Genomic DNA, 15,963 nt, shown 5'->3' on the forward strand with positions numbered 1-15,963 from the left:
TAAAATTTCAATTATAAAAAAAGTGGCAATCCATATTTTATACGCTTTCACTTATATTGTAAGCTTTAGTGTATAAAAATGGATATACCACTTTTTAATATATAAACATTTTTAGTTGTTCTTATTAATTCTCACTATAAACTCTAGCTTCTTCTTCTCCATTTAGTACTCTTAAAGTTCCAAAAGCAAGTGATTCCAACTCATTTTCCCCTGCTATAATTTCTACTGGTGCTATAAATTCAACTTTCTTTTTAACCATTGAAGTAAACATTTCAGAATATGCAATTCCTCCAGTTATAATTATAGCATCTACTTTTCCATCTACTACAGTTGCTAATTCTCCTATACCTTTTGCTAATTGATAAGCCATTGCTTCATAAATAATCTTTGCTTCTTTATTTCCTTCTGCTATCATTTTTTCAACTTCTCTAGCATCTACAGTATTTAGATATGAGACTATACCACCTTTACCTCTTATTTTCTTAGTCATTTCTCTTTCTGAATATTTTCCTGAATAACAAGCTGCCACTAATTTTGTAGCAGGTACTCTTCCTGACCTTTCTGGAGAAAATGGCCCTTCATCATCAGATAACATATCAACCATTCTTCCATTTTCATGAAGATAAATACTTACTCCTCCACCAATATGAGCTACTATTAGATTTAAATTCTTATAATCTTTTCCATTATCTTTAGCATATTTTAGAGCCATAGCTCTAGTATTTAATGCATGCCCTGTACTTGCTCTATCCATTCCACAAAGTCCAGATACTCTTGCTACATCTATAAGCTCATCTACTGCAACAGAATCATAAATATATGAGTTTATTCCAAGTGGTTCTGATATTGCATGTGCCACAACAGCTCCTAAGTTTGAAGCATGTTCAAGCACTGGTCTATGTCTAAGTACATCAATCATTTCTTCATTTACTAAATATGCTCCTGATTTTACTGGTGGTAAAACTCCACCTCTTCCTACTATTGCACTAAGAGATTTCAAATCTATATTATTTTCTTCAAGAATATTCAAAACAGCTTCTTTACGCATTTCAAATTGGTCTTGTATTGTATTATATTTTGCAATCTCTTGAGCTGGATGGTCTATTGTCTTCACAAGAATTTGTTCTTCTCCATCGTATACTGCTATTTTTGTAGAAGTAGAACCTGGATTTATGGCTAATATTCTGTAAGTCATAATTTTCTTCCTTTCACCTTAATTTCTATAGTTTATCTATATCTATTATAAACTATTTGTTAACCATTTCCATACCTTCATGGAAAGCTTTTATGTTTAATTCAATAAATTTTGGTTTAACATTTTCACTTATAATTTTTTCCCAATCTATAGACTCTAATTCCATAGACTTAACTAAACATCCTAATAAAATAACATTCATTATTTTTGAATTTCCTAGTTCTTCAGCTTTATCAGCTGCATTTATAACTTTTGCATTTAGTCTATTTAACTCCTCATCTATATCACTTTCTAGATATTCAGCTCCTCCAATTAAGACAGTCATAGAATCTATTCTATAATTGTTTACTAAAGCTTTTCCTTCTGGTTTTAAATAATTGAACCATCTTAAAGCTTCCATCTTTTCAAAAGATACTAATATGTCTGCTCCACCAATTTCTATAACTGGAGAATGCACACAATCTCCATATCTAACTTGTGAGGAAACTGAACCTCCTCTTTGACTCATTCCATGTATTTCACTCATTTTTACATCGTATCCAGCTTCCATCAATCCCATAGTTAATAATTTACTAGCAAGTATAGTTCCTTGACCTCCTACACCTACCAAAAGTATACTCTTAGTCATATTATTTTTCCTCCTTAACTATTGCTTGTTTTGGACAAACTTGTGAACATACGCCACATCCTACACACTGATTTCTATCTATATTTGATAATTTATTTTCTTTATCAAATGATAGGGCTGGACATCCAGTTTTTAAACATAATTTACATCCAATACATTTATCATGGTCAACTTTACACTTAGTCTTAAATGGGTTATTAAATTCTTCTATATCTTCTTTAGAGAATTTTTTAAGTACACATGGCCATCTTGTAATTATTACTGATGGTTCATCTTCTATCGCTAAAGCCCAATCTAATGCTTCATTTACTTCTTTTAGATTGTTAGGGTCTATAACCCTTACATGTTCTATTCCACAAGCCTTAACTAATCCTTCTATATCAACGTCTTTAGTTTTAGCACCTTGTAAAGTATATCCTGAACCTGGGTTTTCTTGGTGACCTGTCATTCCAGTTATTCTATTGTCTAATATAACTGATATAGAATTTCCTCTATTATAAACTACATCTAAAAGGCCATTTATTCCTGTATGGAAGAAAGTTGAATCTCCAAGTACACCTACTAATCGTTTTTCATTTCCTTCTTTCATATTAAGAACTTTTTGAGCTCCATGTGCAGTTCCAAAAGCAGAACCCATACAAACAACATAATCTATTCCATTATATGGAGGAGCAAATCCAAGAGTATAACATCCTATATCTCCACCAACTATTAAATTTTTTCTCTTTCCAAGTTCATAGAAGAATCCTCTATGTGGACATCCTGCACAGAAACTTGGTGGTCTTGGTGTTACTAATTCAGATTTGTATTCTATAGTATCATTTGTTTTTCCAAATATAGCTTTTCTCAAAACGTCGGGTGTCATTTCGCCATATGGAGGCATTACATCTTTTCCAATACAATCTATTCCATATGCTTTTATTTGTTCTTCTATAAATGGGTCATTTTCTTCTATTACATATATTTTATCAACTTTATCTGCAAATTCTTTTATTTTTTCATAAGGTAATGGATTTGTAAATCCTAACTTCATATATGACGCATTTTTTCCAAATACTTCTTTGGCAAAATTACAACACATACCTGAAGCTATAACACCTATTTTTGTATCATTTATTTCATAATAGTTTAAGTCAGTTTCATTTGAGAATTTTTTAAGAGTTTCCATTCTTTCTTCAACAACGCCTCTTCTTATTTGGGCATTTGCTGGAACAGTTACCATTTTTTTAGCGTTTTTAGTGTACTCTTTAATTTCAACTTCTTCTCTATCATAACATTCCACTAAACCTTTTGAATGACAGAGTCTTGTTGTAACTCTATATAAAACTGGTGTATCGTATTTTTCACTAACTTCAAACGCTTCTTTTATCATGTCTTTAGCTTCTTGGCTAGTTGATGGTTCAAATAAAGGTATCTTTGCAAATTTTGCATACATCCTATTGTCTTGCTCATTTTGAGATGAATGCATTCCCGGTTCATCTGCTGTAATAAGTACCATACCACCATTTACGCCTGTATATGCATAAGTAAATATTGGGTCAGCTGCAACATTCACACCAACATGTTTCATAGAAGCCATTGTTCTCGCTCCTGCAATTGAACCCCCTATAGCAGCCTCAAGTGCTACCTTTTCGTTTGGAGCCCATTCTGCAACTATTGCATCTTTATATGTTGCTATATTTTCTAATATTTCTGTACTTGGAGTCCCTGGATATGCGGATGCATATTTAACACCAGCCTCATAGGCTCCACGTGCAATTGCCTCATTACCTGTCATCAATTGTTTCATATAAAATTCCCTCCATCTACAATTATTAAATTCATAGTCCACCCAATTTGTTCAATGAAATTAATTATTTATTTTTACTTCTAAACTTTCAAGTGCTTCTTTTATAATACTTGGTGCTTTCTTACATTTTTCTTCTGAAACTGCGCAAACTGCAAATCTTAAGCCCATCTTTAATGGAACTGCAAATAGATTATGTTTAGTCAATTCTTCACATACTTCTCTTGGATTATCACATGGTATACTTACAAAGAATCCTGCTATATATGGAAGAATTTCTAAGCCTACTCTTTCAGCTTCTTTTACAAATACATCAGCCCTTCTAGTTAGCATTTTCTTATATACATCTTTTTCATCTTCATATTCTTTGAATTTTTTAGAGTCATTTACAATATTAGATAAAACTGCCATGGCACTTCTATTACAATTTGACCAGTTTGCTCTACATGAATGAACACATGAATAATGGAACTCTTCAGCTACATCTTCACTTGAAGATATACAAATTATAGCTCCCATCCTCATACCATAAGCAGTAAATCCTTTTGACATACTAAATCCAACTAATACGAGAACGTTTTCAGGAAGATTTGAAAATTTCTTAAAAAACTTTCTACATACATCATCATCACCTGCAAAGTCAATATATGCTGAATCTACGAAAAATATTATCTTTTTATCTTTATCTTTTGCAATTTCTTTTGATAAGTCTAATATTTTATCCCATTCATCATCTGCAACACTATATCCAGTTGGATTGTGAGCTGGTGTATTTATGATTGTAAAAACTCTATCTTGTTTTTCTGCTATATTTACAAAATTTTCTTTGAATGACTTAAAATTAAATCTTCTATTTTCATCAAACAATTGATAGTTTACTACCTTTCTATTAGCTTCTTCAGCTATACTTACATATGGACTCCAAAACCAATCAGATGTTAAAACCTCGTCACCTTCATTAGTATAATTCCATACAGCCAATTTTATTGCACCACTTCCTCCTGGTGAAGCTAATACTCTTATATGTCCTTCTGGTAAGTAATCTCTGAAAAATACTTTTTTAACTGCTTCTAAGTAATCTGGTTGACCTTCAAGAGCTGCATATGCACCTATCTCACAGTTATCTAATGCCTTATATTCTTCATATACAGTTTTCATTGTTATTAATTTTCCTGAATCATCCATTAGAGCGCCTATTGTTGCATTTATTACATTATCAATGCCTAAAGCCTTCTCTGCTGCTTGAGCTCTACCAGATATGCTAAATATAACATCATTTTCTTTTGGCCACATTGCATGCTTACCAACCATACTTTGACTCATACCATCACCCCTAAAATTGTATTTACTCTCACATTATATATTAAGCAATTAGCATGCCAACAAATTTTACTTTATGTAAAACTACTTTTGTTTAGAATTCTGATTTTTTTCATTATTAAATTAAGTATTTTAGTTATTTTTCTTATAAATATATATGCTTGTCTAAAAAAATAAAAATTTGCAAAAAAGTAATGTTAATTTTTTTTAACACTTGTTTTAAAAAATTAACATTACTTTTAAAATAATCTATATGTATTTGTATTTATATATTTTTGTTATACTTTTTCCATAAAGATGTCCTACTTATTCCAAGGACTTGTGCTACTTCATTTTTAGACAATCCCTGAGCGAAAAGCATGCTGATTATTTTTTCTTCAACATACTTATTTACCTCTTTTATATCTATATATACCTTACCATCATTTATCTTACTTATATCTACAACTTCCTCTTGAATTTCATCACTGGCTGTCGTTTCAGAATTAAATTTGTCTATTTCAGAACTAGATGCTACCTTTTGAGTTTTAAAATCTCGCTCTTTTGTCAATTTAATCTTCCCTGTTACAACATATTTTTGGGCTATTGTTTTTAATTCTCTCACATTTCCAGGCCAACTATAATTATACAACTTATCAATTTCATCTTTAGTTAAAACAAAATTTTCATCTATGCTATTTATTCCATTAAGACCATCATCTTTTAATACTTCATTTACAAAGTTATTGAACAATGGAATTATATCTTCCCTTCTATCTCTTAGAGGAGGAATATTTATCTCTAAACTACTCAACCTGTAAAATAAGTCTGCTCTAAATGTACCCATAACTATTTTCTCAGTTAATGATTCATTTGTTGCTGCTATGATTCTTATATCCAAAGGTATTATATAGTCAGAACCAATTCTCATTATTTGGCGTTCTTCTATTACTCTTAATAGTTTTGTCTGAATATTAAAAGATAGACTATTTATTTCATCCAAAAAAAGTGTCCCTCCATGTGCAAGTTCAAATAGCCCTCTTTTTCCACCTTTTCTAGCACCAGTAAATGCACCTTCTTCATATCCAAAAAGTTCACTTTCAAGCAAATTCTCTGCTATAGTAGCACAGTTTATTGCAACAAAAGGTCTATCTTTCCTTCTACTTATATTGTGTATACTATGAGCTATAATTTCTTTACCAGACCCACTTTCTCCATATAGTAAAGTTGTATAATCACTTTTTCCAATTTTTTTAGCTTCTTCAATAAATTCTTTAGTTAATTTATCTTTAAATAAAAAATCATCAAAAGTATATCTAGCATAAAGACCTTTTTGATTTAAATCAAACCTTATTTTTCTTTCTAGGTTTTGTAGTTTAGTTATATCTTGTATTATTCCTAAAACTCCATAAGTACTATTATCCACTTTTATCAATGTCGTTCTAGTATTAACAATTAAGTTATTTATATTTCTTATCTTTCTATCTTCTACATCATTTTTTTCATGTAAACAGTCTAACATCCACTCCATTTTTGGAAATACATCTAGTATATATTTATTGAGTGCACATTTTCTCTCTACTTTAAGCATGTTTTTTGCACTTTCATTGTATAAAATTATACTACCATTACTATCAATCGCTATTACTCCATCTTTTATACCATCAAGTATATTTCGCAAAACTTCGTTATTAAATTTTTCTTCACCTAATGTATCTAATAATTTCTTACAATACTCAACTGCTTCTCTTATAGATTCGTCACTAGCAGTTGCAAATACACTATCAATGCCATATTGCCTTGCAAAAGAACAGGCTAGACCTCCACCTACTATTACAACTTCATCTTTTTGGTCTATATATTTTACAACCTTGCTTCTTATCTCATACTTAGATTCAAACCATTCCTCAGTTATCTCAGTACTTATTACATTTCTCCATCCAACATAATCAAAAGAAACTTCATTATCTCCAAGAATCAATACTACTTTTTTAGAATATCGCTTTGCTATTTCTATTGCTCTTAAGAGGTCAGTCGATTTCATGTTCATTGGTATAACAGGTACATTTACTGTATCTATTACTAAACTATAACCTCCTCCTCTACCAATTATAGCTTGGGCACCTTTTTCAACAAGTATACGTCCTTGATTTTCCATTAAGTCTAAATTAAGTATGTCGATTATAATAGTTCCATTTGCTACATCTTCTTTATATAATTCTTCTATTCTTTCTTTTAATTCAATATCAGAGGCTATAATTCCTATTTTTTTTCGCAATAAAATCACCTCAATTTTAAATTATAATGTATTGATTTCTGCCTGCTTTTTTTGATTTATATAGGTTTTTATCTGCATCTTCAATTAATAATTCAGCATCTTTTCTGACACGACACCTTTTTATACTTACTCCAGCACTTATAGTTATGTAATTTTTTACTTTAGAATACATATGTTCAATGCCTTCAAATTCAAGAAGTTTGAATACTCTTTTAATGTATAATTCTATATTATCAATTTCTTCAGCATTTACAGATTTTATAGAATCCACTAATATTAAAATTTCTTCGCCTCCATATCTAATTATGTGTTCAGTAATATCTATAAATACATTTCTTATAATATCAGTTACCTTAATTATAACTTTATCTCCTGCTAGATGACCGTAGTTATCATTGTAACTCTTAAAGTAATCTATATCTACCAATATTGCAACCATATTTTTTTCTCTAGTTCCATTAAATGAATCTAATTGTTCTTCTAAATATCTTCTATTATATAGTTTAGTAAGTCCATCTTTTAAAATATCATTTTCTAATTTTTTATTATTATCTACAAGTGCTCTTAAACTTTCTTGTTTTTGTCTAAGTTCATATTGTTTATGAATTCCTTGGGATGTTTTATAGGAATTATTTTTTTCCCATTTATCAGAGTACCAATCCATACTTTTATAATACTCAATTGCCAGTTTAAAATCTTTTTTTATTTCATATCCATTCGCTATTAGCCCATAAAATATAGACATTTTTTTAGGGTTTAATGAACTCTTTTTGACCAAATTTAAGCCTTTTAGATAACAACTTATACCTTCATCTATATTACCAAATTTTATATATAAATCTCCATACAACTTATATATATAATCTAGTTTAGAATTATATATAAAAACATCTCCAAAGCTTTTATATATATTTTTTGATAAAATCAAATATGCGTTTACCTTTTCAAAATTGCAATTACTTTTCTTTAACTCAATCTCAGCTGAATACAAAAATATAAATGAGTATAAATAATCCTTATATACACCTTCAACAACTTTCATCAATTTTATAGCTTTCACTAGAACATCTTCTGCTTCTTTATTCATATCTTCCTTTAAATAGGCCCATATAAGGTCTATTTTTATGGCTACTCTTTCAGTTAATGATATTGAATTATTATTGTGTGTGACATCTAGTACATTTTTTATGTATTTTATGGCTTCTATATTATTTCCACTTTCTAAATAACACAAGCTTATTATACATTTGCAGAAAGCTTCTATGGAATGCAAGTTATTTTCTTGAGCTAACCTTAAACATTCAATTAGGTACTCCATACTTTTTATAAAGTTATTAAATAAATACAGATAAACTCTTCCAAATATATAATTTGCTCTACTTACAAGAACTTTATTTTTTAAATTTTTAAAAAAAGATACTTCTTCCACTAAAGATATTACGTCCGTTTTAGTCTTATATAATGCACTTATTTCTACACATAAATTCATATTAAATAAGACTAACAATTCGTTTAAGTGGTATTGTTTTATGCTTTTTTTTGCTAAAGAATAAAAGTTATTTGCTTTATCATATTTTCTTATAGAAATAGCTGATAGTGTAAGATAAATATAAATCTTAGATATTATCTCTGCATTCTCTTTTGAGGGTAATTTTTTAATGTCTTTTAATGAATCTAGCAGATATTTGTATGATGCCTCTCTATCTTTTTTTATATAGTTTATAAGGCTAATTAAATATAAAGTATAAACTTTATTCTTAACTTCTATTTTTGTATTTAAAAGTTCTTTGTGATAATCCAAGATGTAGTTTAAATCTGTTAAATTTAGATAGAATTTAGTCAACATATCATATTCTATCTTTTTTATATTTCTCTTTAAATCTTCTATTAAACATCCTTTCAAGTAAATCACCAATCCTATTTAAATAGTTAAAAATTCTTAAAATCATGATAATGCAAACATCTATTTCTACCACTTTGTTTGGCTTTATACAAGGCCTTATCCGCATTTCCAATTATCTCACTTATATCTATACTACTATTTTTGCAGGTATCAATACCAATACTAACCGTTAAATTATTGTTTAAAGATTTTTTTACAATTCTACATAACTTTCTTCCAAAGATTTTACTTTTTTTATAATCTTTACATATAGATAGTATTAAAAATTCTTCTCCACCATACCTTACCATAAGCATGTCTTTTTTTAGATATTTTTTTATTATTGTAGTTATATTTTTAAGAGCAATATCTCCATTATAATGTCCATAAGTATCATTGTAGTCTTTAAAGTAATCTACATCTATCATGAATGCAGTACTATATTCGCTAACTTCTTGTCCTTCTAAAAAATTATTTAGAAAAACTCTATTATACGCACTTGTCAAATGGTCAATATATTTTTTCTTATCTAAATCAATCTTTACTTGTCTCATGTTATTTATTTCTTTTTCAACATATTCGTGCCTATAATTTAAAGAATCTATATAATTTCTATTTCTAGCTTTCACATACATCATTTTTAACTCATAATACATTTTAAAGTATTTCATACTCATTTCATAATCCTGAATCATTTCAAAACACATATATATATTCTTATAGGCTAGTCTTACATAATTATAATTTTTAGCATTTTTAGATTTCTCAAGTAGTTTTTTACTTGTCTCTAATGCATTATTATAATCTCCAAAACTATAATATACCTTTACTTGATGATAAACCACCTCCAAATCATACAATATATATTCTTCTTCGTTTTTTATAATACTTAACATATCTTTAGCCCTATCTAAATAACAAATTGATTGTTCAAATGAGCTTTCATTACTTTTCGCATAATACATAGCTAAATTTATAAATAATCCAAATTTCTCAAATTCTTTTAAACTATTATTTTTAATTTTTTCCAAGTACACTTCAGATTTTGCTAAATTATTTATCGCCTCAGAATAACTTTTAGTTTTTATTAATATTTTAGTTATATTGTTTGATGCTCTATATTTTTGTATGGTATCTACATTTATATATTTCTTATTACTTATTACTTCATTAAAATATTCTATTGAGCCTTCATAATTTTCAAATGAACACTCACATTCACCTATTTTTATATTACATAATGAAGATACGCCCATATCTTTCAATAAATCTGCATATTTTCTTGCTTTCAAAAAATTTACTTTAGCAACTATAGCATCATCTAAAAACAAAAAATATATTTTACCAACAATAAAAAAATATATTTTTTTACAATTAAAATCGTTAATTTCTTTTACCTTTATATATAAATCTTCTATTTCTTTAATTATTATAGAAGATTCTATGCACTTACTTGCCTTAATATAAATAAGTTGTGCTTTAAAAATAATATCTTCAATTGAACAATTATTATCATTACAAATAACTTTAAATTTATCTATATGCAAATTTGCATTTTTTATATTTTCATTTTTTAAACTTAAAATAGCTATTTGTGAATAAAATCTTGCTAGAAATTTATAATCTTCAGGTAAGTATTTATCAATATATTTATAGGAAATCAAAATATACTCTTTCATTTTTTCACTAAGCCCTTGAATACCATATAATAAAGCCAGCAAAAAATTTAATTTTAATAACATCAAACTGTTTTGTTCAATTTTATAGCAATCGATTGAATTCTTTACTATATCAATGTTATTTTCAATAAAATCATTATTATTCAATAATCTTTCATTCAATGTTAACCTAAACATTAAATCTAAAATTGTATCATCTATCTCTTCCAAACATTTAATATATATTGTAACTCACCTCCGACTTACATTATCTCATAAATTTAGTAATTTTCCATACTATTTGATAAAAAAGTCGGTGTCTCAATTTAGAAATTTCTCCTAAATTAAGACATACTTTACATTAAACTATACAATTTTCTATCTGAACTATATAATCCTGACAATTTTCGCAAATTATCACACTTACAATATAACTATTATCAACTTTATTTGCTCTTGATAATTTATTAAAAGATAATCCTTTATAGTCACTAGATATGTTACTTATTACATATTTTCCATCTTTACTGAAAATATAAAAATGATATTCTAAGAAAGGAAAGAATTTTTTCTTTTCTTTAACTCCTTCTAAACATAATGGACATGCTTCTTGATAATATTCTATGTCAAAATCAACCTCTTCTGCTTCATTAAGTATATCAATTATTTTTGAAATAGTTATTCCTTGAATTGGATTTTCTTCATCATTTATTAAAGCACTACAATTCTCTTCTTTTAACAAATATTCCTTATCATCATATATAAACTTGTATAAACTCATATTATATCCTCCTTGTAATTATTAATCTCCAAGTTATTCTACCACTTAAATAACCTTAATAAAAGTAATTGTTTATAATATCTCCAATTAATTAAATCATGTATACATATATCGCCATACATTTACATTAATTAATTACCCTAAAATCCAAGTTTACGCTTTAAATATCCAGTTTTTCAAAACCTATTGTCAAAACTCACTTTAGCCATTAATATAAGGATATAAATATAGAACTTGATAGATATGACATGCTCAAATATTTTATATGATACAATTTAGTATCTAAATTTATATATTGTATATAGGGGGAGATATATATGTATAAAGATAAAAGTGATGAATGTATACACTTAATGACGGCCTACATTGATAGTATAAGTGGATATTATTCATTTATTGACACACAGTTAGATGATTTTATGGTTAGATATGGTGAAAATATTGTTGATTCAAATTTACACAGTATAATGATGTTGCTCTGTAAATGGGGATTAGCGTAGCATTTTGAGAAACTTTTTTGTATATTGTATTCTATATTATATATTCATTAATAAAAAAGGAATTGACATAAATTTAAGGACTATATATAGATTTTCAAAGAAATCTATATATAGTCCTTTTAAAGTTTCTCAAAATGTATACTTGAACAATCACTATTTATTTTTCTATAATTAACGTAGTTCATATGCTATACTTTAAGTATCTGCAACAATAAAAAATATCTAATGGGTATTATCTAGTTTAACTCATCATAATATCATCTCTATACTTACAATTAAGATATTTTCAATATAGTAATGCTCAATTTTAATATTATAAAAAAGGAGGGTTTTTATATGAATTATAATGAATTGTTAAAATCAGCTAGAGAGAACTTTAATGGAACATGCAAAGTCTGTAAAATTTGTAATGGATTAGCTTGTGCTGGAAATGTTCCTGGCATGGGAGGCAAAGGAAGTGGCTCATCTTTTATTGAAAATAGAAAGAGCCTAGAAAAAATAAAGATAAATATGAGAGTAATACATAATGTTTCAAATCCAGACACTTCTATAGAATTGTTTGGTAGAAAAATGAGTTCTCCTATATTCGCTGCACCTGTATCAGGTACTATATTAAATATGGGTGGTAAAGTTTCTGAAAAAGAATACATAGAACCTGTCGTTAAAGGCTGTTCCAATTCTGGAATTTATGCTATGGTTGGTGATACCAATGTGGATACTTTTTTATTGAATAATTTGGATGTATTAAAAGATAATGATGGAAATGGAATTGTATTTATAAAGCCTTGGAAAAATTCAAAGATAATAGAAAAAATTAGATTATCTGAAGAAGCAGGTGCATTTGCAGTTGGTGTAGACCTTGATGCTTGTGGATTGATTAATAATCAACTTCAAGAGAATCCTTTTTCTCCTAAGACAATTAGTGAAATTAGAGAATTAGTTGAGTCAACTAGATTACCTTTTATTATAAAAGGAATTATGACTGCGGATGATGCTTTGATGGCTGTAGAGTCTGGTGCTAGTGCTATTATCGTTTCAAATCATGGAGGAAGAGTGCTTGATTATACTCCTGGTACTTGTGAGGTACTTCCAGATATAGCTAATGCTGTAAAAGGAAAGATAACAATACTTGCTGATGGTGGTGTTAGGAGTGGTGTTGATGTAGTTAAGATGCTTGGATTGGGTGCTGATGCTGTTTTGATGGGAAGACCTTTTGTTACTGCTTCTTTTGGTGGTGGTCTTGATGGTGTGGAGTTTTTTATAGATAAGGTTAGGAATGAGTTATGTGAGACTATGATTTTGACTGGTTGTCAAGAGATTATGGATATTGATAGTAGGGTTATATGGAAGTGATTATTATATAGTTAAAACTTCATTTAAAGCTTAGATATAATAATATTTATTTTTATAAGTTATTAATTAATATATTTTATGTAAAAGGTTGTCGCCCTATTTCTTAGTGCGACAACCTCTTTTTTAGTAGCGTTCTCCTGCAGCTCGCCAAGTAGCTTTTCCAACAACACCATCTTTTGTTACACCAAGTCTTCCTTGTAATACTTTTACTTGATTGTATGTTTCATTTCCGAACTTACTATCAGGAGCAATATCAGAACCATTTATTTGTTGGCATAAAAGTTGTACTAAATGTACCGGATTACCTTTTTCTATATGTCCATATCCTACTACAGTAGTATTTATATTTACACTATAACTTATAGGTCCAGTAACATCAAAACGATTTAATTCTTTTTTATATCTAACAATAAATGCTCTTGGCTCAATATTATAATCTTCTATATTTATATTATATGTGTCTATAAATTTTTCATTAATAAAGATTGTATCATCTTTAGATGGATTTATATTCAATTCTTCACATTTTTTTTCATAATCAGATTTTATAGGTTGTGGTGCATTTTCATAAGTGAATTCATAACCAGTTATTGTAAATGAATTTGTTGTTTGCTCTTCATTACTTTTTAATACATTTGCATCATTGTTAGTAGTTGCAAATACTAAACTAGTAGATATTAGTGTCAAACACCCTGTAACTACTAAAATTTTTTTTAGATTTTTCATTTCAAAAGTCCTCCTAATTTGTTTTAATAATGTATAAATTTATTTATTTGGATACATAATTTTCATATTATAATCATGTTCTTCTCTAAGGTTTGCTCCTGATTTTTCTAAAATCCCTATATTTCTTAAAGAAGTTGGATTATTAAAGCTAATACTTTCAAAATCAAAATATGTAACTGAAAATAATGTAAACATAATTAATAATACCAATAGTCCATTTCTACCTTTCTTCTTAACAATACCATCAAGTCTCTTTTCTAAATTTGTCTTATTAAATTCAGTTGTCAAAAGCCCACTATTATAATTCTTACTTAGCTTAATTGACTTTATAAGTGCTAATGCATACTCCTTCTTATCTTTTAAAGAACAATCAGACAAAACACTTTCATCACAACATAATTCACAATCTAGATTTACTTTATTGCTCATTATATAAACAAGTGGATTAAACCAATACATTATTTTGACAGACAACACTGCAAACTTTATCAAAATATCCTTGTTCTTAAAATGCATTAATTCATGTTTTAAAATCCAAGTCAACTCATCCTTACTATAAGGATAATCTGGCAAGAATATGTATGACTTAAATAATCCCATACCTGCTGGACTTATCAATTCATCAGAACCTCTTAACTCAATTTTCTTTTTTATATTTAATTCTTTCAACAAATCTTTATAGATACAGTTTACATCATTATCTTCAATGTCATAAGATACATCAACAACAAGATTTTTAAATTTTGTATACTTTACAAAGGTATAAACTGCAATGACTATGGTTACAAGTATCCATAAATAAGATAAATACAACATAATATTATTACCTGTAGAAATGTCAGTAATTCCATTACCTACTACATTTCTCTTAGGCTCTTTTACTTCATACATTATTGTATAATTAAATAGAAAAAGTAGCATTCTAAAAACTATTATCAACCAAATATAATAATTGAATCTCTTACTAAACTTCTTAAACACATATCTTTTCAAAAATAATAATAGACAAATACCAAGACTACATATAATAGTTGTCTGTATAAGATTGTCAAAGACATACAACATATAATTATTCATCCTTTAAATTATCAAAATAACTTTCTAAAAAATCCAGCTTATCTCTGCCTAAATTTTCATCCTCATGTAATGCTGAAATTAAACTTGTAAAAGAATCATCATGTATATTGCTTAGGAAATCCTTTGTCTCAAAGCTTAAATATTCTTTATGTTTTACCACTATTGTGTAATGTGTATATCTGTCTATTTTTTGAGCATCTAAGAATCCTCTTTTTACTAGCCTTGATAAAAGTGTCAGTGTTGTAGTTTGTTTCCAGCCATATTTTTGTTCCATTGCTTCAATAACATCTTTTGATGTCACTGTAGCATCTACTCTCCAAATAAATTTCATTACTTTTAGTTCTGCTTGTGGTATTTTTTTTATCATCATTTACACCTCCCCCAAAACTCCCGCTAACATAATTCTACAACACGTGAATTTTTTAGTCAAACAATTTATGAAAAAAATGTGAATTTTTGTATTTTTTGTTAATTTTCTAATTTTTATACTATATTAAAAGTTAGATTTAGAAATATACTTTTCTAAATATTTTATTTTTATATATATTTAATTACAAAAATGCATAGTAATTTTTTTATACTAAATTTTTTTCATAAAAATGCTATATTTACATACAAATGATATTATAATACTTTTTTTAATAATAGACTAGTCTAATAAGTAAATAAATTTTAATAATAAAATAAGATTACCAAATAATCTTATTTTAAATAGTAATCTTAATCAAATTAGTTTAAATTTTAATATTACACAATTCCTTTGAAATTTCTTTAAATCTTTCATCAGATGTACCAAGCTT

The 15,963-nt window shown here is 27.6% G+C and carries 13 protein-coding genes; 2 read left to right on the forward strand and 11 right to left on the reverse strand.

Going from position 1 to position 15,963, the window contains the following annotated elements:
- Positions 1-124 precede the first annotated feature (124 nt).
- From buk to ACTG47_RS12700, 8 genes are all read right to left on the reverse strand, one after another.
- Positions 125-1,195 carry a butyrate kinase gene (buk, locus tag ACTG47_RS12665; RefSeq protein ID WP_479924821.1) on the reverse strand — a complete coding sequence of 357 codons (1,071 nt, stop codon included), beginning with the start codon at positions 1,193-1,195 and terminating at the stop codon, positions 125-127.
- A gap of 52 nt (positions 1,196-1,247) precedes the next feature.
- Positions 1,248-1,823, reverse strand: coding sequence for an indolepyruvate oxidoreductase subunit beta (locus ACTG47_RS12670; RefSeq protein ID WP_169467625.1), 576 nt, complete (start codon positions 1,821-1,823; stop codon positions 1,248-1,250).
- A gap of 1 nt (position 1,824) precedes the next feature.
- Complete coding sequence (gene iorA / locus ACTG47_RS12675; RefSeq protein WP_169467622.1) at positions 1,825-3,612, reverse strand: indolepyruvate ferredoxin oxidoreductase subunit alpha; 1,788 nt, start codon at positions 3,610-3,612, stop codon at positions 1,825-1,827.
- Positions 3,613-3,672: 60 nt separating this feature from the next.
- Positions 3,673-4,932 carry a pyridoxal phosphate-dependent aminotransferase gene (locus tag ACTG47_RS12680; protein WP_479924822.1) on the reverse strand — a complete coding sequence of 420 codons (1,260 nt, stop codon included), beginning with the start codon at positions 4,930-4,932 and terminating at the stop codon, positions 3,673-3,675.
- Positions 4,933-5,194: 262 nt separating this feature from the next.
- Positions 5,195-7,195 carry a sigma 54-interacting transcriptional regulator gene (locus ACTG47_RS12685; RefSeq protein ID WP_479924823.1) on the reverse strand — a complete coding sequence of 667 codons (2,001 nt, stop codon included), beginning with the start codon at positions 7,193-7,195 and terminating at the stop codon, positions 5,195-5,197.
- A 7-nt stretch (positions 7,196-7,202) separates the two neighbouring features.
- Complete coding sequence (locus tag ACTG47_RS12690) at positions 7,203-9,032, reverse strand: diguanylate cyclase (RefSeq protein WP_479927086.1); 1,830 nt, start codon at positions 9,030-9,032, stop codon at positions 7,203-7,205.
- A gap of 83 nt (positions 9,033-9,115) precedes the next feature.
- Positions 9,116-10,957 (reverse strand): tetratricopeptide repeat-containing diguanylate cyclase, encoded by a 1,842-nt coding sequence (locus ACTG47_RS12695; protein ID WP_479924824.1) that lies wholly within the window; start codon positions 10,955-10,957, stop codon positions 9,116-9,118.
- A gap of 130 nt (positions 10,958-11,087) precedes the next feature.
- Positions 11,088-11,507 (reverse strand): DUF3785 domain-containing protein, encoded by a 420-nt coding sequence (locus tag ACTG47_RS12700; protein ID WP_479924825.1) that lies wholly within the window; start codon positions 11,505-11,507, stop codon positions 11,088-11,090.
- A gap of 353 nt (positions 11,508-11,860) precedes the next feature.
- Between ACTG47_RS12700 and ACTG47_RS12705 the strand changes: the two genes are divergently transcribed.
- Entirely contained in the window at positions 11,861-12,007 is a 147-nt protein-coding gene (locus ACTG47_RS12705; protein WP_479924826.1) for a hypothetical protein, read from the forward strand.
- A 336-nt stretch (positions 12,008-12,343) separates the two neighbouring features.
- Entirely contained in the window at positions 12,344-13,360 is a 1,017-nt protein-coding gene (locus ACTG47_RS12710; RefSeq protein ID WP_479924827.1) for an alpha-hydroxy-acid oxidizing protein, read from the forward strand.
- A gap of 123 nt (positions 13,361-13,483) precedes the next feature.
- On the opposite strand, the gene ACTG47_RS12715 is transcribed toward ACTG47_RS12710, so the two are convergent.
- The 3 genes from ACTG47_RS12715 to ACTG47_RS12725 are packed head-to-tail and all read right to left on the reverse strand — an operon-like array spanning position 13,484 to position 15,533.
- Positions 13,484-14,086, reverse strand: a complete 603-nt coding sequence (locus tag ACTG47_RS12715; protein ID WP_479924828.1) for a peptidoglycan-binding domain-containing protein — start codon at positions 14,084-14,086, stop codon at positions 13,484-13,486.
- Between the two features lie 39 nt (positions 14,087-14,125).
- Entirely contained in the window at positions 14,126-15,163 is a 1,038-nt protein-coding gene (locus ACTG47_RS12720) for a M56 family metallopeptidase (protein ID WP_479924829.1), read from the reverse strand.
- Positions 15,156-15,533, reverse strand: coding sequence for a BlaI/MecI/CopY family transcriptional regulator (locus ACTG47_RS12725; RefSeq protein WP_169467602.1), 378 nt, complete (start codon positions 15,531-15,533; stop codon positions 15,156-15,158). The genes ACTG47_RS12720 and ACTG47_RS12725 overlap by 8 nt, the downstream gene beginning before the upstream one ends.
- Positions 15,534-15,963: the final 430 nt, after the last annotated feature.

The sequence above is a fragment of the Clostridioides sp. LIBA-6622 genome (genome assembly GCF_056716095.1).

What these genes read in the sequence shown, in the direction of transcription:
- ACTG47_RS12710 (WP_479924827.1), top strand. Translation starts at nt 12,344, where the DNA reads ATGAATTATAATGAATTGTTAAAATCAGCTAGAGAGAACTTTAATGGA.
- ACTG47_RS12690 (WP_479927086.1), bottom strand. Translation starts at nt 9,032, where the DNA reads ATGTTGACTAAATTCTATCTAAATTTAACAGATTTAAACTACATCTTG.
- ACTG47_RS12725 (WP_169467602.1), bottom strand. Translation starts at nt 15,533, where the DNA reads ATGATGATAAAAAAAATACCACAAGCAGAACTAAAAGTAATGAAATTT.
- ACTG47_RS12700 (WP_479924825.1), bottom strand. Translation starts at nt 11,507, where the DNA reads ATGAGTTTATACAAGTTTATATATGATGATAAGGAATATTTGTTAAAA.
- ACTG47_RS12720 (WP_479924829.1), bottom strand. Translation starts at nt 15,163, where the DNA reads ATGAATAATTATATGTTGTATGTCTTTGACAATCTTATACAGACAACT.
- iorA (WP_169467622.1), bottom strand. Translation starts at nt 3,612, where the DNA reads ATGAAACAATTGATGACAGGTAATGAGGCAATTGCACGTGGAGCCTAT.
- buk (WP_479924821.1), bottom strand. Translation starts at nt 1,195, where the DNA reads ATGACTTACAGAATATTAGCCATAAATCCAGGTTCTACTTCTACAAAA.
- ACTG47_RS12670 (WP_169467625.1), bottom strand. Translation starts at nt 1,823, where the DNA reads ATGACTAAGAGTATACTTTTGGTAGGTGTAGGAGGTCAAGGAACTATA.
- ACTG47_RS12680 (WP_479924822.1), bottom strand. Translation starts at nt 4,932, where the DNA reads ATGAGTCAAAGTATGGTTGGTAAGCATGCAATGTGGCCAAAAGAAAAT.
- ACTG47_RS12715 (WP_479924828.1), bottom strand. Translation starts at nt 14,086, where the DNA reads ATGAAAAATCTAAAAAAAATTTTAGTAGTTACAGGGTGTTTGACACTA.
- ACTG47_RS12705 (WP_479924826.1), top strand. Translation starts at nt 11,861, where the DNA reads ATGACGGCCTACATTGATAGTATAAGTGGATATTATTCATTTATTGAC.